This window comes from Streptomyces sp. NPDC057623, assembly GCF_042800355.1.
In the GTDB taxonomy this organism is placed as follows: domain Bacteria; phylum Actinomycetota; class Actinomycetes; order Streptomycetales; family Streptomycetaceae; genus Streptomyces.
In genome coordinates, this window is record NZ_JBHVGZ010000013.1 from 115,050 (window position 1) to 136,696 (window position 21,647).

At 71.7% G+C, this 21,647-nt stretch carries 18 protein-coding genes; 6 read left to right on the forward strand and 12 right to left on the reverse strand.

Annotated features, from left to right (window positions below; translation table 11 throughout):
* The first annotated feature begins 24 nt into the window (after nt 1-24).
* Complete coding sequence (locus tag ACFU95_RS16450; protein ID WP_383827692.1) at nt 25-444, forward strand: organic hydroperoxide resistance protein; 420 nt, start codon at nt 25-27, stop codon at nt 442-444.
* Nucleotides 445-545: 101 nt separating this feature from the next.
* On the opposite strand, the gene ACFU95_RS16455 is transcribed toward ACFU95_RS16450, so the two are convergent.
* Together ACFU95_RS16455 and ACFU95_RS16460 are read right to left on the reverse strand one after the other, a co-directional pair.
* Nucleotides 546-1,697, reverse strand: a complete 1,152-nt coding sequence (locus tag ACFU95_RS16455) for a serine hydrolase domain-containing protein (protein ID WP_383827694.1) — start codon at nt 1,695-1,697, stop codon at nt 546-548.
* A 9-nt stretch (nt 1,698-1,706) separates the two neighbouring features.
* Complete coding sequence (locus ACFU95_RS16460) at nt 1,707-4,259, reverse strand: M14 family zinc carboxypeptidase (RefSeq protein WP_383827696.1); 2,553 nt, start codon at nt 4,257-4,259, stop codon at nt 1,707-1,709.
* Nucleotides 4,260-4,469: 210 nt separating this feature from the next.
* On the opposite strand from ACFU95_RS16460, the gene ACFU95_RS16465 reads away from it, so the two are divergent.
* Nucleotides 4,470-5,267, forward strand: coding sequence for an EI24 domain-containing protein (locus tag ACFU95_RS16465; protein ID WP_383827698.1), 798 nt, complete (start codon nt 4,470-4,472; stop codon nt 5,265-5,267).
* Here the strand turns inward: ACFU95_RS16465 and ACFU95_RS16470 are convergent.
* Together ACFU95_RS16470 and ACFU95_RS16475 are read right to left on the reverse strand one after the other, a co-directional pair.
* Nucleotides 5,257-6,513 carry a pyroglutamyl peptidase gene (locus ACFU95_RS16470; protein WP_383827700.1) on the reverse strand — a complete coding sequence of 419 codons (1,257 nt, stop codon included), beginning with the start codon at nt 6,511-6,513 and terminating at the stop codon, nt 5,257-5,259. The two genes, ACFU95_RS16465 and ACFU95_RS16470, sit on opposite strands and share 11 nt — an antisense overlap.
* A 131-nt stretch (nt 6,514-6,644) precedes the next feature.
* On the reverse strand, nt 6,645-7,235 hold the full coding sequence (locus tag ACFU95_RS16475; RefSeq protein ID WP_383827702.1) for a TetR/AcrR family transcriptional regulator: 591 nt from the start codon (nt 7,233-7,235) through the stop codon (nt 6,645-6,647).
* Between the two features lie 107 nt (nt 7,236-7,342).
* Here ACFU95_RS16475 and ACFU95_RS16480 point away from each other — a divergent pair, with 107 nt between their 5' ends.
* Nucleotides 7,343-9,778, forward strand: coding sequence for a glycoside hydrolase family 3 protein (locus tag ACFU95_RS16480; protein WP_383827704.1), 2,436 nt, complete (start codon nt 7,343-7,345; stop codon nt 9,776-9,778).
* A 71-nt stretch (nt 9,779-9,849) separates the two neighbouring features.
* Here the strand turns inward: ACFU95_RS16480 and ACFU95_RS16485 are convergent, their stop codons facing one another.
* Both ACFU95_RS16485 and ACFU95_RS16490 read right to left on the reverse strand, forming a co-directional pair.
* Nucleotides 9,850-10,827: an aldose epimerase family protein gene (locus ACFU95_RS16485; RefSeq protein WP_383827706.1), complete on the reverse strand. Its 978-nt coding sequence runs from the start codon at nt 10,825-10,827 to the stop codon at nt 9,850-9,852.
* 10 nt (nt 10,828-10,837) lie between these two features.
* The gene (locus ACFU95_RS16490; RefSeq protein WP_383827708.1) at nt 10,838-11,728 is read right to left on the reverse strand and encodes an SGNH/GDSL hydrolase family protein; all 891 of its coding nucleotides are present in this window, start codon (nt 11,726-11,728) and stop codon (nt 10,838-10,840) included.
* Between the two features lie 254 nt (nt 11,729-11,982).
* Between ACFU95_RS16490 and ACFU95_RS16495 the strand changes: the two genes are divergently transcribed.
* Complete coding sequence (locus tag ACFU95_RS16495; RefSeq protein WP_383827710.1) at nt 11,983-12,477, forward strand: DUF3145 domain-containing protein; 495 nt, start codon at nt 11,983-11,985, stop codon at nt 12,475-12,477.
* 88 nt (nt 12,478-12,565) lie between these two features.
* On the opposite strand, the gene fabF is transcribed toward ACFU95_RS16495, so the two are convergent.
* From fabF to ACFU95_RS16520, 5 genes are all read right to left on the reverse strand, one after another.
* On the reverse strand, nt 12,566-13,837 hold the full coding sequence (gene fabF, locus ACFU95_RS16500) for a beta-ketoacyl-ACP synthase II (protein ID WP_383827712.1): 1,272 nt from the start codon (nt 13,835-13,837) through the stop codon (nt 12,566-12,568).
* A gap of 84 nt (nt 13,838-13,921) precedes the next feature.
* The gene (locus ACFU95_RS16505) at nt 13,922-14,170 is read right to left on the reverse strand and encodes an acyl carrier protein (protein WP_019067091.1); all 249 of its coding nucleotides are present in this window, start codon (nt 14,168-14,170) and stop codon (nt 13,922-13,924) included.
* 110 nt (nt 14,171-14,280) lie between these two features.
* Nucleotides 14,281-15,312, reverse strand: coding sequence for a ketoacyl-ACP synthase III (locus ACFU95_RS16510; RefSeq protein ID WP_383827714.1), 1,032 nt, complete (start codon nt 15,310-15,312; stop codon nt 14,281-14,283).
* Nucleotides 15,313-15,328: 16 nt separating this feature from the next.
* On the reverse strand, nt 15,329-16,291 hold the full coding sequence (locus ACFU95_RS16515; RefSeq protein WP_383827716.1) for an ACP S-malonyltransferase: 963 nt from the start codon (nt 16,289-16,291) through the stop codon (nt 15,329-15,331).
* A gap of 89 nt (nt 16,292-16,380) precedes the next feature.
* On the reverse strand, nt 16,381-17,586 hold the full coding sequence (locus ACFU95_RS16520; protein ID WP_383827718.1) for a PucR family transcriptional regulator: 1,206 nt from the start codon (nt 17,584-17,586) through the stop codon (nt 16,381-16,383).
* Nucleotides 17,587-17,822: 236 nt separating this feature from the next.
* On the opposite strand from ACFU95_RS16520, the gene ACFU95_RS16525 reads away from it, so the two are divergent.
* Both ACFU95_RS16525 and ACFU95_RS16530 read left to right on the forward strand, forming a co-directional pair.
* Nucleotides 17,823-18,476: a pirin family protein gene (locus ACFU95_RS16525; RefSeq protein ID WP_383827862.1), complete on the forward strand. Its 654-nt coding sequence runs from the start codon at nt 17,823-17,825 to the stop codon at nt 18,474-18,476.
* Between the two features lie 84 nt (nt 18,477-18,560).
* Entirely contained in the window at nt 18,561-20,813 is a 2,253-nt protein-coding gene (locus tag ACFU95_RS16530) for an MMPL family transporter (protein ID WP_383827720.1), read from the forward strand.
* Between the two features lie 6 nt (nt 20,814-20,819).
* On the opposite strand, the gene ACFU95_RS16535 is transcribed toward ACFU95_RS16530, so the two are convergent.
* Nucleotides 20,820-21,641 (reverse strand): serine hydrolase domain-containing protein, encoded by an 822-nt coding sequence (locus ACFU95_RS16535; protein WP_383827722.1) that lies wholly within the window; start codon nt 21,639-21,641, stop codon nt 20,820-20,822.
* Nucleotides 21,642-21,647: the final 6 nt, after the last annotated feature.

The following is a 21,647-nucleotide window of genomic DNA, read 5'->3' on the forward strand; positions in this document are numbered from 1 at the left end:
GCGGACCGAGGAGGAAGACACCGCATGTCCATCCAGCAGTCCGACGTCCTGTACACCGCCGTCGCCACCGCCGAGAACGGCCGCGACGGCCGGGTCGCCACCGATGACGGCAAGCTCGACGTCGTCGTGAACCCGCCCAAGGAGATGGGCGGCAGCGGCGCCGGCACCAACCCGGAGCAGCTGTTCGCGGCCGGCTACAGCGCCTGCTTCCAGGGCGCCCTGGGCGTCGTCGCCCGCCAGGAGCAGGCCGACATCTCCGGCTCGACCGTCACCGCGAAGGTCGGCATCGGCAGGAACGACGACGGTTTCGGCATCATCGTCGAGATCTCCGCCGAGATCCCGAACGTCGACGAGCAGATCGCCAAGGGGCTCATTGAGAAGGCCCACCAGGTCTGCCCGTACTCGAAGGCGACCCGCGGCAACATCACGGTGACGCTGGTCTGAACCGTGACGCCTTTCTGACACGGTTCGTTGCTACGGCGGAGGCCGCACCCCTGGACGTGGGGTGCGGCCTCTGTCGTGCGCGGTGCGTCGCGCGCGGTGCCTCAGCTCGCGAGCGCCGCCGAGTGAACGGCCCGCACGAACCGTTCGTTCTCCGGTGCCGCCCCGCCCGGAAAGGCGCAACGGCGCCGTGTGTAGCCGTACGCCAGGCCCCCGCGGGGATCCGCGAACGCCTGGGAGCCGCCGATGCCGCCGTGACCGAAGGTGCCGGCGCCCAGGAACGGGTACCAGGCGTCCGCCGTCGCCTGGAAGCCCAGGCCGTACGACCGGTGGGCCCGCGTCACCAGGTCGTACCCGGCCGAATGGATCTGCCCGACCTCGGCGATCGTGTCCGGCTTCAGCAGCGGCGGCCGCCCGTCCAGCTCGCTGATCGCCGCCGCGTACATCCCGGCGAGCCCGCGCGCGGACGCGACACCGCCCGCCGACGCGGGCCCGCCCGCGCGCACGGCACGGGAGTTGGCGTAGTCCACCACCGTGCCCGGCTCCGGGACATGCGTGTTGAACGCGATCGACGACAGGGTGTGCGGCCCCTGCGGCACCGAGTCCAGCACCGCCCGCTGCTCCGGCGTCGGCGCCATCGGCAGCGCGGAGCGGAAACGGGGCTCCAGCTCCTCGGGCAGCCCGAGGTGGAAGTCCAGGGCGTACGGCGCCCGCACCCGCTCCTCGTACACCTCCTGGAGGGTACGGCCGGTGGCACGCCGTACGACCTCACCGGTCAGCGCGCCGAGGACCAGCGCGTGATAGCCGAACGCCGTGCCGGGGCGCCAGAACGGCCGCTGGTCGGCGAGCCGCTCGGCGATCGCTCGGTCGCTGGCCAGCTCGTCCCTGGTGAACCCGGCGTCCAGCCCGACCAGCCCGGCCCGGTGGGCGAGCAGATCGCGCAGCGTCAGCGCACCCTTGCCCTCGGCCCCGAACTCCGGCCAGTAGTACGTCACTTTGCGGTCCGGTTCGAGTGTCCCCTCCTGCACGAGAAGCGCCACCACCAGGTGAGCGGCGCCCTTGGTGGAGGAGAACACGCCGTAGAGGGAGCCGGCCTCGCACCCGTCACCGGCCCACAGGTCGACGACCCTGCGGCCGTGCGCGTACGCGCACAACTGGCCCTCGTAGTCGGGCGGTTCCCCCGCCACGAACGCGGCGAACTCATCTCGTACGGCCTCGAAGCCGTCCGCGACGGTGCCATGGATCCCTTGCGTCATCCGCTCTCCTCAGCTGCTGCCACTGGTCCTCGCCATGCTGAACAACGCCCGTCCGACCTGGGCGAACTCCCCCTTCGGATGGTCCCGGAAGAGCGGTTCCGTGCCGAACAGGACGGCTCCCGGTCCGCTCACCACCGAGGCCCGGCCCGCCGCGTCCGCCGGCCCGCCGGAGCCGTCCTGCGACGGCCGCCAGTGCCCGGAGACGAGCGGGTTCCCGGTCCCGTACACCTGCTCGACCCGCACGTCCGGGCCCAGGTCGGTGAACCACACGGGCGCGTAGACGAAACCGTGGTCCGGAGCGCCGCTCGTGAGAACGCCGCCCGAGTTCCGCACCCGTACGACACCGTTGGCGTCCCCGTTGCCCTCGACCGCCTTCGCCGCCAGCGGCCCGGCCGCCGAGTTGAGCGCGGCACCGGTGGCACCGCGGCCGACCAGACCGTGTCCGCCGAGGAAGGCGTCGAGGGCCGTACGGGCCCCGGCATTCAGATCGGCGTGGTCGAGCCCCGCCGACACGAACAGCACATCCACCGCCGACCAGTCGAACCCGGCGTTCAGCACCTCCGTCGAGACCGGCGTGACCTCGAAGTTCATCTCACGCAGCGCGAACAGCTCGCCCGCGGTGACGGCCGCGGCGACCCGGGTGCGGTGCAGCGGGGCGGTGCCGGTGAGCTTCGTGGCGTGGAAGGCCACGTCGTACGCGCGGGCGGCCGCCACGGCCTGCCGCCGCGCCGAGCCCGGCACGATCGCGCTGCCGTCGGCGGCCCGGCGCGCCTCGACGCCCTCGCGCAGCAGGGAGTTGAGCGCGGCGACCTCGTTCGGGTCGTCGAGCCGCAGCCGGAGGTCGCCGCGCGGGGCGACGTACGCGACCGAGGACGCCGCCCGCACCGGGCGCAGGACACCGCCGTACGGCAGGCGCGGCAGGCTCTCCACCGTCGCGCCCCACAGCCGGCCGAGGCTCCAGCCGGAGATGTCGTACATCGCGGAGACCCGGTCGCTGATGTCCCGCCCGTCCGCGAGGAGCACGTTCGCGAGCCCGCGCTTGGGCTGGTGCATGTCGACGACGTACGAGCCCCTGGCGTACGTCCGTCCGGCGAGCCGGAAGGAGTGGGTCGCGCGGGTGACCCGCACGTCGTTGGCGAGCAGGTGGTCGACGAGGCGGGCGGCGGCCGTGCCCGCGGCCGGGATGACGTAGGCGCGGGGGAAGGCCGTCGTGTAGACGTCCTCGGGGCCGATGCCGGGGACGCCCGGGACGGTCCGCGCCGACACCGGCACCTGCGCGGCGCCCGTGGCTCCCCGCCGGAAGACCTCGATCTGGTCGGCGACGAGCGAGGCGCGCTTCGACCGCACGAAGTCGAGGGTGGCGCGCAGGGCGGCCCCGGCCACGTCGACGTTGATCGCGGCCCGGCGGCGCAGCTCGGTGACGGGCAGGGTGTCGTACGCGCGGTTGTTCACCGTCAGCGGGATCTCCACCGTGTGCGCGGCGACCGTGCCGTGGAAGGCCGCGTACTGCGGGGTGAAGATCGGCGGCCAGTCGTCCCAGCCCTCTTCCTGGTCCCGGAACGGGATCTGCGCCGGCTGGACGTCGTCCTTCTCGGGCGTGTAGCCGAGGCCGTTGACGGCGGCCTCCATGCCGAGCGCGTTGGCGTAGGTGTTCTTCAGGAACAGGTCGTACTCGTAGTTCTCGCCGTGCGGGGGAGTGGTGGGCTCGATGAGGGTGCCGTTGACGTAGCCGTGCAGGTCGAGCATGACGGCAGGCTGCTTGTCGACCATGATCTGCCGCATCGCCCGCACCTCCGGCTGCGAGGCGGTGACGAAGTCCCGGTTCATGTCGAAGCCGTTGGCGTTGGCGCGGGTCCCGGCGATACGGCCGTCCGGGTTGGCCGTGATGTTGAAGTACAGGCGGCTGTGGGAGAGCAGGTCGCGCGTCCGGGCGTCCTCGGCCGTGGCCAGCCGCTCGATGAGCCTGAGGGAGGCGTCGGTGCCCTCCCACTCGTTGCCGTGGATGTTGTTGTTGAGGAAGACGGGGGCCTTGTAGGTCCGCTTGATCTCGGGCGACTTGGCGGCCAGGGCAGGCGCCCCCTCGATCAGCTCGCGCATCCGTGCCTGGGCACGGGCCTGGCGGGCGGTCTCGGGGGCGGTGACGGTGACGAGGTAGAGCCGGTGCCCGCCGGCCGAGCGCCCCGCGACCTCGACGCTCACCCGGTCGCCGAGGGCCTGGAGGGCGTTCAGCCGCGGCGCGATGGCGTGGTACGGGGTGAGGCCCAGCTTGAGGGACTTGTCGGCCGGGTTCTCGGGGTCGGGAGTGAGGACCTGCCGACGGGGGTAGCCGCGGCTGTCGTCACCGATCGCCTCGGCGGCCGAACCGTCGGTGCCGAGGGCCCGCCGGGCGGCGCTCGCGGGTGTCCGCGCCGCCTCCAGGTCGAGCGCGGCCTCGCGGTGGACCGGGGGCCGGGGATCCGCCGCGGTCGCGGTGTGCGGGGTGAGGAGCAGGGAGCCCGCCGTGGTGAGGGCGAGGGCGGTGAGCAGAACGGGTCTCGCAGGAACGGTTCTCGTGTGGTGCACGCGTACCTCCTCCGGAACTTCCAAAGATCGGTACGGCGAGGTGTACCTGTTCGACTCAACCGCAACAAGAGGGAGTTGGTGTCACGGATGCCCCGGATGGCGCATCCCGCCAGGGCCGGAAGGGGATTCTGGGAGCGACCGTCGTGGCGGTGACCTGGTGTCGAAACGGCCGTGACGGTCGTGTGACACGGCCCGACTAGAGTTTCCTCCATGCGCGATCTCGGGACAGGGTTCAGGTACCTCCTCAAGGGCCAGCGGTGGGTGGCCCGGCACGGGAAGCAGTTCGGGTTCGGGCTGATCCCCGGGCTGATCACCCTGGTGCTGTACACGGCCGCGCTGGTCGCGCTCGCGCTCTGGGGACAGGACTTCGTGTCCTGGTCGACGCCGTTCGCCGACGACTGGTCGAGCCCCTGGCAGGGCCTCTTCCGCGGCTTCCTCACCGCCGTCCTGTTCGCCCTGGGCCTGCTTCTGTCCGTGGTCACCTTCACCGCGGTCACGCTCCTGCTGGGCCAGCCCTTCTACGAGAACCTCTCCGAGAAGGTCGACCGGGACGTCTCCCCGGACGGCACGGCCCCCGAGTCCGGCCTGCCGCTCTGGCGCGAGCTGTGGATCTCGGGCCGCGACAGCCTGCGGATCGTGCTGCGCGCCGCCGTGTGGGGCGTGCTGCTCTTCGCCCTCGGTTTCATTCCGGTCGTCGGCCAGACGGTCGTACCCGTCGTCGGTGTCGTCGTCACCGGCTTCTTCCTCACCGAGGAGCTCACGGCGGTCGCCCTCCAGCGCCGCCGCGTCGAACTCCGTGACCGTCTCGCCCTGCTCCGCTCCCGCAGGACCCTCGTCTGGGGCTTCGGCGCCCCGCTCGCCGCGGTCTTCCTGGTGCCGTTCGTCGCGGTGTTCCTGATGCCGGGCGCGGTCGCCGGCGCGACGCTGATGGCGCGGGAGCTGCTCGGGGAGGAGACCCGGGAGGAAGAAGCGGCGCCCGCGCCCGTCGGAGAGACCGTCAGCTGGTGACCGGGCTGCCCGCCGCCACCTTCAGGATCGTCCGCACCTGGGCGATGATGTCCAGCCGGTTGCGCACGAACTCGGGGTCGGTCACCGACCCCGAGGCCGGGTCCGTGTTGTCCGCCCCGAACTGCAGCACCGGCGTGTGCACATGTCCGCCCGGCAGCGTGGCGTGCAGCCCCAGCCGGTGCCGGAGCAACGTCGCCCGGTAGGCGATCTCGTTCGACAGGTAGTCCCCGCCGCCCCCGGCCCGCGCGGTCGAGCCGGCTGTCCGCCCGTCGGGGCGTACGACGGCCTGCGTGCCGCCCGCCGGGATCTCGGTCACGCTCGTGTTGTCGTACACGGGGAAACGCCCGGTGTCCGCGGCCACGATGTCCTCGTACGGCAGGGTCGTCGACGTCCACTGCGGCTGCGAGGCCGGGTCGGTGACGGGGACGGTCTCGGTGCGGCCGATGTTGTCGTTGTCCCCGAAGCCGCCCCGCCAGGCCCCGTTGGTGCGCTCGACGTCGAACCGGCCGACGCGCCCCTGGCTCACGGTCGTGAACAGATCGACCTGCTTCAGATACGGCCGCAGCGTCCGCTCCACCGTCCCCTCGGCGAAGTCCCGCCAGCGCACCGGGAACACGGCGGTCTCCACCCGCGCCGGGCCCCGCGCCGTCTCGATCACCGTGCCGTCGAGGGCGAGCGCGGTGGCCCCGGACGGGTTGGAGATACGGATGTCGCGGTCGAGGGTGAACGGGTCGAAGCCGGTGACCAGCACCCGCTTGAGCCCGCCGCGCGGGTACCGGATGTCGCTCTGCCCACGCGAGGTCCGCTCCAAGGTGTCCAGCAGCGCCCCCCGCTGCCCCTCGCTCAGCCCGAACGCCGGCTCCAGGGTGCGCACCTCACGCGTCATCGACAACCGCGCCCAGTACAACGGCCGATCGTCGTCCCGGCTCAGATCACCGCCCGCCGCCCCGCGCCCCTGCGCCCGGTCGACGGCCCGCCGCCACAGCGCCGACCCCTCCCGTACGACGAGGCGCCGGGCCTGCGCGTAGGAGCGCGCGGCGGCGAGCTCGTCGGCGAACTCCGTTGCCGGGGCGTCGAATCCGGAGCGGCGCAGGATCTCCTGCGGGGCCGCCCGGTCGAGACGCTGCTCCTCGACGGTCGGCGCGGGAGCGCTCGCCGGCTCGGCGGCCGCCGCTGTCGTGGGGACGGAGAGGCCGGCCAGCAGGGCCAAGCCGAGAACGCCGGTCCTGACGCGTATGCAGTTCAAGGCAGTTACGGTCCTTCCGTCACGGTGGGGGAGCGTGGTGCGGGACGCCGGAAGTATCGCGTGACGGGAGTGGTCCACGCCATGGTGGAAGGACCCCCCGTCCCCGTCCCGTCCCCGTCCCGTCCTCGCCGTCAGGCCGGATCCGTCGGGTTCTCGCCCAGCAGTCCGAGGAAGTCCCGGAACGCGCCCGGCATGTCCACCGACTCGGGGTCCAGGAGCCACTGGTACTGCAAACCGTCCATGACGGCGACCAGCAGCGGAGCCGTACGCTCCGGTGTCAGTCCGTTCGGCAGCCGGTCGCCGTACTCGGCGCGCAGCACCTCGGCCATGCTCGCGCGGACGTCCGCGTACCGCTCGGTGAAGTACGCGCGCGCCGGGTGCCCTTCCGTGACGCTCTCGCCGAGCAGCGCCGAGAAGGTCTGGATGATGCCGGGCCGCATCGCGTTGTACTCGACGAGCGAGGCCAAAAGGTCGATCCGCCACCGGGTGTTGGGCACGGCGTCCCACTGGTCCCGCTCCTGGAGCACGGCGACGAGCAGGGCGTCCTTGGTCGGGAAGTAGTGCAGCAGCCCCTGCTGCGTCAGACCGACCCGCTCCGCGACCGCGGCCAGGCTCGCCCCCCGGTAACCGCGCTCCGCGATCACCTCCAGGGCCGCCCGGACGATCTCGGCGCGCCGCTCCTCGCTTCTGACCCTCGCGTTCATGGCGTCACCGTACGACATCGTCGTACTGAATATATAACAGCAAAATAACGAAACCTACCGGTCTACAGGTAGCCGATGCAGGATGGGGGCAGGCACAGCTCCGGACTCAACGAGGAGGCACCGCGATGGCGGGAACCCGCACCCAGGCCGACGAAGCGCGCGAGGCGGCCGTCGAGGCGGCCCTCGCCCGGCTCGACCTCGACGCGAAGGCACGGCTGCTCTCCGGCCAGGACACCTGGACCCTGCCCGCGCTCCCCGAGATCGGCCTGAAGTCCCTCGTGATGTCCGACGGCCCGATCGGCGTCCGAGGCGTGCGCTGGACCGCCGACGACCCGTCCGTCGCGCTGCCCTCACCCACCGCCCTCGCCGCCGCCTGGGACCCGGAACTCGCCCGCAGGGCAGGTGTGCTGCTCGCCCAGGAGGCCCGCCGCAAGGGTGTCCATGTGCTCCTCGCCCCGACCGTCAACCTCCATCGCTCCCCGCTCGGCGGGCGGCACTTCGAGGCCTACAGCGAGGACCCGTATCTGACCGGGACGATCGGCGCCGGCTATGTCAACGGCGTCCAGTCCGGCGGCGTGGGCACCACCGTCAAGCACTTCGTCGCCAACGACGCCGAGACCGAGCGCTTCACCGTGAACAACAGGGTGAGCGAACGCGCCCTGCGCGAGCTGTACCTGGCGCCCTTCGAGATCATCGTCGAGAACGCCCACCCCTGGGGCATCATGACCGCCTACAACACGGTCAACGGCACGACGATGACCGAGCACCGGTACCTCGTGAACGAGGTCCTGCGCGGCGAATGGGGCTTCGACGGCTACAACGTCTCCGACTGGATGGCCGCCCGCTCGGCCAAGGGCGCCATCGAGGGCGGCCTCGACGCCGCCATGCCCGGCCCGCAGACCGTCTACGGCGAGCCCCTCGCCCGGGCCGTACGGAACGGCGAGGTCGCCGAGGCCAGGGTCGACGACGCCGTACGCAACGTCCTGCGGCTCGCCGCCCGCGTCGGCATCCTCCCGGGCGCCGAACCCGCCGTCACCGACCTCCCCGCGACCGTCGACGGCACGGAACTGGCCCGCGAGATCGCCCGCCGCTCCTTCGTCCTGGTCCGCAACCAGGGCGCCCTGCCGCTGCGGCCGGCCGGCACCGTCGCGCTCGTCGGCGCCGCCGCCCGCGACGCCCGGGTCCTCGGCGGCGGTTCCGCCACCGTCTTCCCCGACCGGATCGTCTCCCCGCTCGACGGCCTCACCGCCGCCCTCCCCGAGGGCGCCCTGACCTACTCGGTCGGCGCCGACCCGAACACCGAACTCGGCGTCGCCGACCAGGGCTTCGAGCTGCGGGCCGTGTGCCGGGACGCCGACGGGAACGTCATCGGCACCGGCTCCGCCCCGAGCGGCCAGCTCCAGTGGATGGGCGACGACCTCCCCGAGGGCGTGACCCACGAGACGCTGCACACCGTCGAGCTCACCGGCACCTTCACCCCGCGCGACACCGGCGCGCACACCTTCGGCATCAAGGGCATCGGCGCCTTCAAGCTCACCGTCGACGGGACCACGTACTTCGACGACGACCAGCGCCCCGCCAAGGACGACCCCTTCATCACCTTCTTCGGGGCCCCCGTCGCCCACGGCCGGCCCGAACTCACCGCCGGCGAACCGGTCGAGGTCTCCCTGACCTACGTCGTCGAGTTCGCCGCGGACATCCCCATGAAGGTCGTCGCCTTCACGCTCTCCCACCAGGAACCGCAGCGCGACCCCGACGAGCTGATCGCCGAGGCCGCCCGGGCCGCCCGGGCCGCCGACACGGCCGTCGTCGTGGTCGCCACCACCGAGCGCGTCGAGTCCGAGGGCTTCGACCGCGCTGACCTGACCCTGCCCGGCCGCCAGGACGATCTGGTCCGCGCCGTCGCCGCCGCCAACCCGCGCACCGTCGTGGTCGTCAACTCCGGCTCCCCGGTGGAGCTGCCGTGGCGGGAGGACGTCGCGGCCGTGCTGCTCAGCTGGTTCCCCGGGCAGGAGGGCGGCGCCGCCCTGGCCGACGTCCTCACCGGCGCGCACGAGCCCGGCGGTCGGCTGCCCACCACCTGGGGCTCGCTGACCGACGCCCCCGTCACCCAGGTCGTCCCCGCGGACGGCGAACTCGCCTACACCGAGGACGTCTTCATCGGCTACCGCGCCTGGGAGAAGGCGGGCCGCGTCCCCTCGTACCCCTTCGGGCACGGCCTCGGCTACACCGAGTGGCTCTACGAGTCCGCCAAGGTGGAGGGCACCACGGTCACGGTCCGCGTCCGCAACTCCGGCGAGCGCGCGGGGCGCGAGGTCGTGCAGGTCTACCTGGCGCCGACCGAGCCCGACGTCGGCCGCCCGGCGCGGTGGCTGGCCGGCTTCGCGAGCGTGGCGGCGGGGCCGGGGGAGACGGCCGAAGCGGTGATCGACATCCCGCGCCGGGCGTTCGAGACGTGGGACGGGACGACCAATTCGTGGACCTTTGTGAAGGGTTCGTACGAGATCCAGGTGAGCCGCTCGATCACCGACCGCCGAGTGACCGCGACGATTAACGTCTGATCCGGGAGAAGTACCCCAGGAACAGCTCCGGTCCGGGTCCTGACGCCCGGGCCGGGGCTACCTGCGACACCTCAGCGGGCCGAGAAGCCGTACACCGTCTCCGAACGGAACACCTCACCCGGCCTGAGCGCCGTGCTCGGGAACTCCGGCCGGTTCGGGGAATCGGGGAAGTGCTGGGTCTCCAGCGCGATGCCGTCGCCCGGCGCGAAGGGCTCGGCGAGATGGTCGGCGGTGTACAGCTGGAGCCCGGGCTCGGTCGTCGCCACCGTGAGCGCCCGCCCGGTCGACGGGTCGTACAGCTCCGCGACCTCCTCCGCACTCCCCGTCACCCCCTTGTCCAGCGCGAAGTTGTGGTCGTACCCGGCACCGACCTTCCGGGCCTGGAGGAAGTCGAAGCGGGTGCCCGCCACCTCGTCCAGGGAGCCGGTCGGGATGAGATCCGCGTCGACCGGTGTGAACCGGGCCGCGGCCAGCCGCAGTTCATGGCCGCCCGCGTTGCCCGAGCCTGCCCCGGCGAGGTTGAAGTAGCTGTGGTTGGTCAGGTTCACCACGGTCGGCGCGTCCGTCACCGCCTCGTACGCGATCCGCAGCGCCCCGTCGGCCTCCAGGGTGTAGGTCGCGGAGACTTCGAGACGCCCCGGGAAGCCCTCCTCGCCGTGCGGGCTGACCCGGCTCAGGCGCACACCGTGCTCGACCGGCGTCGCGTCCCACACCCGCTTGTCGAAGCCGCGCTCGCCGCCGTGCAGGGAGTTGGGCGCGTTGTTCGGATCGAGCGCGTACGTCAGGCCGTCCAGGGGGAAGCGGCCGCCCGCGATCCGGTTGGCGTACCGGCCGACGAGAGCGCCGAGATAGGGCCCCGGGTGGGTCAGATACCCCTCCAGGTCGGCGAACCCCAGCACCACGTTCGCCCGGTGCCCGTCCCGGTCCGGCACCTCCAGCGACTGCACGATCCCGCCGTACGACAGCACCCGTACCCGAACGTCCCCGCGCTCCAGAGTCCAGCGAAGGACCTGTGTGCCGTCGGAAAGTGTGCCGAAGTGTTCGCTCATGAGCGGAACCCTAGTTCGTGACCGTCCGGTAGGCGATCTCGGCCAGCCGCGCCTGACCGTTCACACTCGGATGGAACCAGTCCCACTGGCTCAGCTGGGTGCCGCCGAAGCGGAACTCGTACACCGCGCCGTCGTCGAACCGGCACCGGCGGTCCTTCGCACAGACCTCCTCCAGCACCTTGTTGTACGCCTCGACGCGCGCCTGCACCGTCTCGCGCCGCTGGTTGGCCGCCGCCGTGACGGACTCGGCGTCGCCCAGCATCGACGGGCAGATGCCGAGCTTCCACACCTGTCTGCCCACCGGGCTGGTACGGCCCTGCTCCCACAGCCGCATCAGGTTCGGCACGCTCGCGACGTACACCTGGGTCTTCGGCAGCGCCTCCCGCAACGTGCCCATGGCGTCCTCGAACTGCGTCCGGAAGTCGGCCACCGACGTCATCGCGTCGGGCGTGTCCCGGCAGGCGTCGTTCGCCCCCGCCATGACCGTCACCAACTCCGGCCTGTGCGCCACCGCCCGGGCCATCTGCCCGGCCACGTCCGTCATCCGCGCCCCGGTCACGGCGTGGTTCCAGCTGCGCCCGGCGGCGTTCGCCTTCCCCAGCAGCCGTACGGCGAGACTGTCGACCTGAGGACTGCTGCCGGTCGCCCACGACACCTCGGGACAGTCCGACAGGACCGCACAGGCGTCGAAACCGGTCGTGATGGAGTCGCCCACGGCCGCGACCGACGCGGGACTGCGGTCCCAGGTCGGCGTCGGCTTCGGCGACGGCCGGGCGCTCGGCGCGTCGGATCCGGACGGCGCCGGGGAGTTGCCGCCCACGGCGTCACAGCCGGCGACGCCCAGCACGGTCGCGGTCACGGCGGCGAAGACCGCGCGCGAAAGGTGCCGTCGCTTCGGCATCCGTGGTCCATCCCCTCGCTCGGCCTGTCATGGTCTCCAACCCATAACAACGCACAAGGGTTCCCGTCCGGCTCATGCAACGGCTCACACCCGTACAAGCGTCCTGCCGGGTGAATGGCGGGCGTTTGGCGGCACCGGGACCGACGGTACGTCACACTCCTTGCGCCGCCGCACGGTAGCCTCGCCATCAACGTGGCTGCCCGGCCACTATCGTCCGCCAGTTCGCAAGATGTCCGCTCTGCCCGGAGGTCCCGGTGACGACACGTGGAGTTCTGTACGTGCACTCCGCGCCGCGCGCGCTGTGCCCGCATGTCGAGTGGGCCGTCGCCGGGGTGCTCGGCACGCGCGTCAACCTCGACTGGATCCGGCAGCCGGCCGCGCCCGGCACCTGGCGCTCGGAGTTCTCCTGGCAGGCCGAGGCGGGCACGGCCTCCAAGCTGGCCTCCGCCCTGCGCGGCTGGCATCTGCTCCGCTTCGAGGTGACGTCCGAGCCCTGCCCCACCGCCGAGGGCGAGCGCTACAGCTGCACCCCCGACCTGGGCATCTTCCACGCCGTCACCGGCATCCACGGCGACATCCTGATCCCCGAGGACCGGTTGAGGGCGGCCCTGGCCCGTTCACAGGGCGGCGAGACCGACCTGGAGGCGGAGATCGCCAAGCTGCTCGGCAAGCCGTGGGACGACGAGTTGGAGCCGTTCCGGTACGCCGGCGAAGGCGCCCCGGTCCGCTGGTTGCACCAGGTGGTCTAGAAACCGGAACCCGGCACACAACCGCACCACCCACAGCGATGGCCCGGACTCTTCCCAGAGTCCGGGCCATCCTCGACTGACGCCGCGATCAGACCGACCGGAACGCCAGCACCACGTTGTGCCCACCGAAGCCGAACGAGTCGTTCAGCGCGGCGATCCGCCCCTCGACGGGCAGCTTGCGCGCCTCCCCGCGGATGACGTCGGCGTTCGCCTCGGCCTCCGGGTCCAGGTTCTCGACGTTGATGGTCGGCGGAGCCACCCGGTGGTACAGCGCGAGCACGGTCGCGACCGTCTCGACACCGCCGGCACCACCCAGCAGGTGCCCCGTCATGGACTTGGTGGCCGAGACGGCCATGTGGTCGGCATCGTCACCGAACACCTTCCGCAGCGCCTTGAGCTCGGCGATGTCACCGGCCGGCGTCGACGTCGCATGCGCGTTGACATGCACGATCTCCGCCGGGTCCAGGTCGTTGCGATCCAGCAGGTTCTGCAGGGCCTGCGAGATACCGCGGCCCTCCGGCTCCGGCTGCACGATGTCGTGGGCGTCGGCCGAGATGCCCTGCCCGACAGCCTCGGCGTACACGCGCGCCCCGCGCTTCGCCGCGTGCTCCGCGGACTCCAGGACGATCACGCCGGCGCCCTCACCGAGGACGAAGCCGTCGCGGGCGACGTCGTAGGGACGCGACGCGCCCTGCGGGTCGTCGTTGTTCTTGGACATCGCCATCATGTTGCCGAACGCGGCGATGGGCAGCGGGTGGATCGCCGCCTCCGTGCCGCCGGCGACCACGATGTCGGCGCGGCCGGTCCGGATCATCTCGATGGCGTAGCCGATGGCCTCGGCGCCCGACGCGCAGGCGGAGACCGGCGTGTGCACGCCCGCACGGGCGCCCACGAGCAGGCCCACGTTGGCCGACGGGCCGTTCGGCATCAGCATGGGGACGGTGTGCGGGGAGACGCGGCGGACGCCCTTCTCCTTCAGCACGTCGTACTGGTCGAGCAGTGTCGTCACGCCACCGATGCCGGAGGCGACGACCGCGCCCAGACGGTCGGGATCGACGGTCGGGTCCTCACCGGCCCTGGCCTCGAACCCGGCGTCGGCCCACGCCTCCTTGGCCGCGATCAGCGCGAACTGCGCCGAGCGGTCCAGGCGGCGGGCCTGCGGCCGAGGAATGACCTCGCTCGGCTCCACGGCGACCGGCGCGGCGATACGGACCGCCTGGTCGGCGGCCCACTCCTGCTCCAGGGGCTTGACGCCGGACTTGCCGGCGATCAGGCCCTCCCAGGTAGAGGCTGCGTCGCCACCCAGCGGTGTGGTTGCGCCGATACCGGTGACGACCACGGTGCGATTGGTCGGGCTCACGGGAATTCTTTCTCCAAGGAATGGGGATTCAGCGGCGCCACCGCCGGGTGGCGGGGCAGTCAGCCCAGGGTTGTGATCGGAGGATCAGCCCTGGTTCTTGAGGATGTAGTCGGTCGCGTCGCCGACGGTCTTGAGGTTCTTGACGTCCTCGTCGGGGATCTTGACGTCGAAGCGCTCTTCGGCGGCGACGACGACCTCGACCATGGACAGCGAGTCGACGTCCAGGTCGTCGGTGAAGGACTTGTCCAGCTGGACGTCCTCAACCGGGATGCCGGCGATCTCGTTCACGATGTCGGCGAGACCGGCGACGATCTCTTCCTGAGTGGCGGCCATCTTGGCGCTCCTTCGTTGTTTGTTCAGGTTGTACTGAGTTTTGGCTCCCGCCACGGCAGCGGCGGGTGGTGCGCTTCCCGGGCCGGCTCACAAGATCCGGCACGGAGTGCCTAGGGGAGAGTAACGACCGTGGCGGCGTATACGAGACCCGCCCCGAATCCGATGACTAGTGCAGTGTCGCCGCTCTTCGCCTCGCCGGTCGCCAGGAGCCGCTCCATCGCGAGCGGGATCGAGGCGGCCGAGGTGTTGCCGGTGGTGCGCACGTCGCGGGCGACCGTGACGTGCTCCGGCAGCTTGAGTGTCTTCACCATCGAGTCGATGATCCGCTCGTTGGCCTGGTGCGGAATGAAGACGTCCAGGTCGTCCGGGGTGATTCCGGCCGCGTCCAGCGCCTGCTGGGCGACCTTCGCCATCTCGAACACGGCCCAGCGGAACACCGCCTGGCCCTCCTGCGTGATCGCGGGGAACTTGACGTTGCCCTCGCTGTCGAGCGGGAGCTTGTCGAGGTCGCCGACGCGGTACTCGTTCCACGGCACCGTCTGCTTGATCGTCTCGGACTTGTCGCCCTCGGAACCCCACACGGTCGGGCCGATGTGCGGTTCCTGGGAGGGGCCGACCACGACCGCGCCGGCGCCGTCGCCGAACAGGAAGGCCGTGGCGCGGTCCTCCAGGTCGGTGAGGTCGCTCAGCCGCTCCACGCCGATGACCAGGACGTACTCGGCGGAACCCTCGACGATCATGCCCTTGGCGAGGGTCAGGCCGTAGCCGAAGCCCGCGCAGCCGGCCGAGATGTCGAAGGCGGCGGCCTTGTTCGTGCCGAGCTTGTCGGCGATCTCGGTGGCGACGGCCGGGGTCTGCCGGAAGTTCGAGACGGTCGAGACGATCACGCCGCCGATCTGCTCGGCGGTGATCCCGGCGTCGGCGATCGCCTTGCCGGACGCCTCGACCGACATCGCGGCGACGGTCTCCTCGTCGTTCGCCCAGTGCCGCGTCTCGATGCCGGAGCGCGAACGGATCCACTCGTCGGACGAGTCGATCTTCTCCAGGATCACCTCGTTCGGCACCACCCGGACCGGCCGGTAACCGCCGACACCGAGGATGCGCGCGTACGGGGCGCCCTTGCTGGGCTTCAGCTTCGTCATGCTCTCGGGCTCCTTGTCAGGCGCCCGCCGCGTCAGCGGCAGGTGTCGTCGTCTCGGCGATGAGCGCGCGAGCAGCGTCGAGGTCGTCGGGGGTCTTCAGGGCCAGCGTCCTGACGCCGGGCAGCGCGCGCTTGGCGAGCCCGGTCAGCGTGCCGCCGGGGCAGACCTCGATCAGGGCGGTGACGCCGAGCGCCTTGAAGGTCTCCATGCACAGGTCCCAGCGGACCGGGTTGGCGACCTGCCCGACGAGGCGCTCCAGCACCTCGGCGCCGGTGGCGACCGCCTCGCCGTCCTTGTTGGAGACGTACGTGAGCTTCGGGTCGGCGGCGACGAGTTCCTTGGCGGCCTCGGCCAGCTTCTCGACGGCGGGGCCCATGTGGTGCGTGTGGAAGGCGCCCGCGACCTTCAGCGGGACGACCTTGCGCACCCCCTCGGGCTTGTCCTCGTTCAGCGCGGCGAGCTGCTCCATGGTGCCCGCGGCCACGATCTGACCGGCGCCGTTGATGTTCGCCGGGGTCAGACCGAGCTTCTCCAGGTGCGCGACGGAGGTCTCGGGGTCGCCGCCGAGCAGCGCCGACATACCGGTCTCGGTGATCGCGGCGGCCTCGGCCATGGCCAGGCCCCGCTTGCGTACGAGGGTGAGCGCGGCGGTGTCGTCGAGGACACCCGCGAGGGCGGCCGCGGTGAACTCACCGACGCTGTGTCCCGCGACGGCGCCCAGCCGGCCCGCCGCGTCGGCGGCCGACGTCTCAGCACCGAGTGCCGCGGCGGACAGGAGGCCGGCGGCGACGAGGAGCGGCTGCGCCACGGACGTATCCCGGATGGCGTCCGCGTCGGCCTGGGTGCCGTAGTGGGCGAGGTCCAGTCCGATGGCGTCGGACCACGCGGCGACGCGGTCCGCGGCACCGGGGAGTTCGAGCCAGGGGGTCAGGAAGCCGGGCGTCTGGGCGCCCTGGCCGGGAGCGACGAGTACGAGCACTCTCACACTCTCTCTTGGGGACGGGCACGGCCGCCCGTGGGGACAAGGACGAAGAACACGAGGGGGTTTTGTGGGCCCCCGACAAAACCCTAGAGCTGAAGATCGGCGTCGACCAGACGCCCCAGGATGAGCGCGATCCGCAGAGTGAACGCGGAGCGTACATCGGACGGCGACCAGCCGGTGACGTCAGTCACACGTCGAAGCCGGTAGCGCACGGTGTTGGGATGCACGAAGAGCATCCGCGCGGCCCCCTCCAGGCTGCTCGCCTGCTCCAGATAGACCGAGAGCGTCTCCAGAAGGGCCGACCCGGCCTCCTCCAGCGGTCTGTAGATCTCCTCCACCAACTGCTCGCGCGCGCTGGGATCCCCGGCGATGGCACGCTCCGGCAGGAGATCGTCCGCGAGCACCGGCCGCGGGGCGTCCTGCCAGGCGGAACATGCCTTCAGCCCGGCGGCGGCGGCCTGCGCGGACCGGGTGGCGGCCAGCAGATCGGGTACGACGGGCCCCGCCACGACCGGACCGGCGGCATACGGCCCGATCAGGGACTTCGCCACGGCGATGGGATTGTCGCTGCCGCCCGCGATGACGACGAGCCGGTCCCCGAGCACCCCGGTCAGCACCTGGAGCTTGGCGTGCCGGGCGGCCCGCCGGATGGCCTCGACGGTCAGCTCGCTGTCCCCGTCGGGCGCGGTCCCGAGCACGACACACACGTGCTCCGGCGAGTTCCACCCCAGCGCGGCGGCCCGCGACACGGCGCCCTCGTCGGCCTCGCCACTGAGCACGGCGTTCACGACGAGGGACTCCAGGCGGGCGTCCCAGGCACCGCGTGCCTCGGCGGCCTGGGCGTACACCTGGGCGGTGGCGAAGGCGATCTCACGGGCGTAGACGAGCAGCGCCTCCCGCAGCACGTTCTCGTCACCGGGAGCGGCGACCTCGTCGATGGCCGACTCCATGACCTCGATGGTCGTCCGCACCATCTCGACGGTCTGCCGCAGGGTGATCGCGCGGGTCAGCTCGCGCGGCGCGGTCCCGAAGACATCGGTGGAGATCGCCTGTGGGGCGTCGGGATGCCGGAACCACTCGGTGAAGGCGGCGATACCGGCCTGGGCGACCAGACCGATCCAGGAACGGTTCTCCGGGGGCATCGCCCGGTACCACGACAGCGTCTCGTCCATCCGCGCGATGGCCTGCGCGGCGAGAGAACCGGAGGATTTCTCGAGCCGCTTCAGGGTCGCGGAGTGCGGGTGGACGTCGTGCGCGGCGGCTTCGGAATTACGGGCTACGGGTTCGGGCACGGGGACAAGACTGCCTTATCGGGACGGGGGTGCGTGCCAGAGGGGGTTGTGGTCGAGGGCTTGACGGCTCGGCCGGGGGGCATCTCCAGCCCGTCCGGCGGTTGCCGGGGTCGAAGGGGCGGAGCCCCTTCAGGGGATGGGACGGGTAGGGGCGGCGGGGGCGGGGGAACGGACCGCAGGGTGTTGGTGGCGCGGTCCGGCTGTCCGGCATCCGGCAGGGCTAACGTGGTCCCGTGATGGACGTACGGCGCGCCGCGGAGCGCTACCCCGGAGGGGATCCGGCAGTGGGCATCGAGTCGCGCCACGCCTTCTCCTTCGGCCCGCACTACGACCCCGACAACCTCCGCTTCGGCGCGATGATCGCCTGCAACGAGGAGCGGCTCGCCCCCGGCGCCGGCTTCGACGAGCACCCCCACAGCCACACCGAGATCGTGACGTGGGTCGTCGAGGGCGAGCTGACCCACCGCGACTCCACCGGCCACGAGACCCGGGTCGGCCCCGGGGACGTGCAGCGGCTGAGCTCGGCGGGCGGCGTTCGGCACGTGGAGCGCAACGACGCCGACACGCCGCTGACCTTCCTCCAGACCTGGCTGGCCCCGCTGACGCCGGGCGGCGACCCGGCGTACGAGATCGTCCACGGCATCGCGGACTCGACGCCGTACGCCGTCCCGGAGGCGGGCGCGATGCTCCACGTACGGCGGCTGGGGGCGGGGGAGCGGACGGCGGTGCCGGACGGGGCGTACCTGTACGTCCATGTCGTGCGCGGTGACGTACTCCTGGACGGCGAGGACCTGGGCGCCGGGGACTCCGCGCGTCTCACGGACGCCAAGGACGTGGAGGCGGTGGGGGTGAGCCCGGCCGAGCTGCTGATGTGGGAGATGGCCCGTTAGGCGTGGGGCTCAAGATGCCCAAGTGGTCGGGGCGGCGTCCAATGGATGTGTCCGACTGCCGCCCGGCAGAGAAGAGCCGAGCCCATGGCCAGACGCAAGACCGCAGGGGGACGGGGGGACGCCCCGACCGGGGGGCTGCGACGTCTCGGTGAGTGGTGCGCCCAGCACTTCGTGATCGTGATCGTCGCCTGGGTCGTGGCGCTCGGCGCGCTCCAGGCGCTGAACCACATCCACGGCGGGGAGTACTCGGACAACTTCGCGCTGTCCGACGTGCAGTCCGAGAAGGGCCTGGACGTCCTCAAGGAGCACGATCCGCAGGCCGGCGGCTACGGCAGCCAGATCGTCATGCACGACGCCGACAAGCCCCTGACCTCGGTCGGCTCGCAGATCTCGACCACCGTCGCAGACCTCCAGAAGCTGCCGAACGTGCTGTCCGTGCAGAACCCGCTGGAGGCCACCTCCTCGAAGGTCGGGCCACTGTCCTCGGACGGGCAGACCGGCTACATCACCATCCGCTTCAACGAACAGCCCTCCCTCCTCGGCGACAGCTACCTGACCGGCGTCGACAACGCCGTGGAGCCGCTCAGACAGGCCGGCGTCGACGTCGAGTACGGCGGATCGCTGGGCGAGCTGGAGCGGCCCGCCGGCAACGACCGGATCAGCGAGGCCATCGGGTTCGGCGTCGCCATCGTCGTCCTGTTGATCGGCTTCGGCAGTGTGCTCGCCGCGGGACTTCCGCTGGTCACCGCGCTGGTCGGCGTGGTCGGCGGCCTCGCCTGCCTGGGGCTGCTCGCCATCGCGTTCACCTTCGCCACGGTGTCGCCCACCCTGGCCACGATGATCGGCCTCGGCGTCGGCATCGACTACGCCCTCTTCCTGCTCACCCGGCACCGGCAGGGCCTCATGGACGGCGCCGATCCGGTGCGCGCCGCCGGCCACGCCGCCGCCACCTCCGGACGCGCGGTGCTGGTCTCCGGCACCACGGTGATCGTCGCCCTGATGGGCCTGTGGGTGTCCGGCGTGAGCTTCATCGGCCTGCTCGGCGTCGCCGCGGCCGTCACGGTCGTCTCCGCCGTCCTGGGCGCGCTGACCCTGGTCCCGGCCATGCTGGGGCTGATCGGCCGCAACGTCGACCGCTGGCACGTGCGCAGGCCGATCGCCGAGACCGAGCCCGGGGGCGACACGACCCAGGGCACCTGGCACCGCTACGCCAAGCGCGTCGAGCACCATCCGTGGCGGTACCTGTCCGCCGGCGTGGTCACCGTGGCGGTGCTGGCCATCCCCGTCTTCTCGATCCAGCTCGGTCACATCGGCGACGGCGCCGACCCCACGTCCTTCACCGACCGGCGGGCCTTCGACCTGATGACGGACGCGTTCGGCGCGGGCTCCAACGGGCCGCTCACCATCGTCGTCGACCAGACGAACGTACCGGACTCACAGCGCTCGGACGTGGCCTCGAAGACCCAGCAGGCCCTGAACGACGCGTCCGGAACCTCCTTCGTCAGTCCGCTGCAGCCGACCCAGGACGGCGACGTCCTGGTCGGCACGGTCTACTCGTCGGTGTCCCCGCAGAACAAGGACACCACCGACCTGACGAACCGGCTCTACGACGACACCCTCCCCGGCGCGCTGTCCGGCACCGACGCCAAGGGCTACGTCACCGGGACCACGGCCGCCCAGGTCGACTTCCGCGACATCGTCGCCCAGCGGCTGCCGGTGATCATCGCGGTCGTGGTCGGCCTCGCCTTCCTGATCGTCCTCGCGGTCTTCCGCGGCCTGCTCGTCGCCGTGAAGGCCGCCGTCCTCAACGTCCTGTCGATCGCGGCCTCGTACGGCGTCGTCGTCGCCGTGTTCCAGTGGGGCTGGGGCGGGCCCGCCCTGGGGGTCCACGGCAAGGTGCCCATCGAGAGCTATGTGCCGATGATGATGTTCGCCATCATCTTCGGGCTCAGCATGGACTACGAGATCTTCCTGCTGTCCCGGGTGCACGAGGCATGGCTGCGCACCGGGGACGCCAAGGACTCGGTCGCCCACGCGCTGGAGATCACCGCGCGCGTCATCACCTGCGCCGCGCTGATCATGGTGAGCGTCTTCGCGGCCTTCATCATCAGCGACAACATCGTGGTCAAGATGCTGGGGCTGGGCCTCGCCGTCAGCGTGCTCATCGACGCCACGGTGGTCCGGCTGCTCATGGTGCCGGCCGTGATGACACTGCTGGGCCGGCACGCCTGGTGGACGCCGCGCCGGCTGGACCGGATCCTGCCGCACATCGACACGGAGGGCACCGGCGAGAAACTCGGCGCCCTGCCGGAGCCGGGGTCCCCCCGGGACAGGTGACCGCGGCTACCGTCCGGCCTCGGCGCGCACGGCGTCCGTGAACGTCGGCCACACCTCGACGGCCCAGGGACCGAACGCCCGGTCCGTCAGCGCGACGCAGGCCACTCCCGCGTCCGGGTCGGCCCACAGGAACGTACCCGACTGCCCGAAATGACCGAAGGTGCGCGGCGACGACGAAGCGCCCGTCCAGTGCGGGGACTTGCCGTCACGGATCTCGAAGCCGAGCCCCCAGTCGTTGGGGTTCTGGTGCCCGTACCCCGGCAGCACGCCCTTCGTCCCCGGGTACTGCACGGTCATCGCCTCGGCGACCGTGCGCGGGTCCAGCAGACGCGGCGCCTGCACCTCGGCCGCGAACCGCAGCAGATCCTCGACCGTCGACACGCCGTCCTTCGCCGGGGATCCCTCCAGGGACGTGGCCGTCATGCCCAGCGGCTCCAGCACCGCCTGCCGCAGATACTCGGCGAACGGAATGTCCGTCGCCTTGGCGACATGGTCCCCGAGCTGCTCGAATCCGGCGTTGGAGTACAGCCGCCGCTCCCCGGGCGGGGCCGTCACCCGGTGCTCGTCGAACGCCAGCCCCGAGGTGTGCGCGAGCAGATGACGCACCGTCGAGCCCTGCGGCCCGGCCGGCTCGTCGAGCTCGACCGCCCCTTCCTCGTACGCGACGAGCACGGCGTAGGCGGCCAGCGGCTTGGTGACCGAGGCGAGGGGGAAGCGGTGCCCGACCGGACCGTGCGTACCCAGGACGGTGCCGTCCGCCCGTACGACACCCGCCGCGGCGGTGGGAACCGGCCAGTCTTCGATCAGCGCGAGGCTCTGCAAGGACATGCTCAC

Coding starts and splice junctions, on each gene's coding strand:
- ACFU95_RS16475 (WP_383827702.1), bottom strand. CDS start 7,235: ATGTCGTACGGTGACGCCATGAACGCGAGGGTCAGAAGCGAGGAGCGG.
- ACFU95_RS16450 (WP_383827692.1), top strand. CDS start 25: ATGTCCATCCAGCAGTCCGACGTCCTGTACACCGCCGTCGCCACCGCC.
- ACFU95_RS16525 (WP_383827862.1), top strand. CDS start 17,823: ATGGACGTACGGCGCGCCGCGGAGCGCTACCCCGGAGGGGATCCGGCA.
- ACFU95_RS16510 (WP_383827714.1), bottom strand. CDS start 15,312: ATGACGAAGCTGAAGCCCAGCAAGGGCGCCCCGTACGCGCGCATCCTC.
- ACFU95_RS16530 (WP_383827720.1), top strand. CDS start 18,561: ATGGCCAGACGCAAGACCGCAGGGGGACGGGGGGACGCCCCGACCGGG.
- ACFU95_RS16490 (WP_383827708.1), bottom strand. CDS start 11,728: ATGCCGAAGCGACGGCACCTTTCGCGCGCGGTCTTCGCCGCCGTGACC.
- ACFU95_RS16535 (WP_383827722.1), bottom strand. CDS start 21,641: ATGTCCTTGCAGAGCCTCGCGCTGATCGAAGACTGGCCGGTTCCCACC.
- ACFU95_RS16480 (WP_383827704.1), top strand. CDS start 7,343: ATGGCGGGAACCCGCACCCAGGCCGACGAAGCGCGCGAGGCGGCCGTC.
- ACFU95_RS16455 (WP_383827694.1), bottom strand. CDS start 1,697: ATGACGCAAGGGATCCATGGCACCGTCGCGGACGGCTTCGAGGCCGTA.
- ACFU95_RS16485 (WP_383827706.1), bottom strand. CDS start 10,827: ATGAGCGAACACTTCGGCACACTTTCCGACGGCACACAGGTCCTTCGC.
- ACFU95_RS16505 (WP_019067091.1), bottom strand. CDS start 14,170: ATGGCCGCCACTCAGGAAGAGATCGTCGCCGGTCTCGCCGACATCGTG.
- ACFU95_RS16465 (WP_383827698.1), top strand. CDS start 4,470: ATGCGCGATCTCGGGACAGGGTTCAGGTACCTCCTCAAGGGCCAGCGG.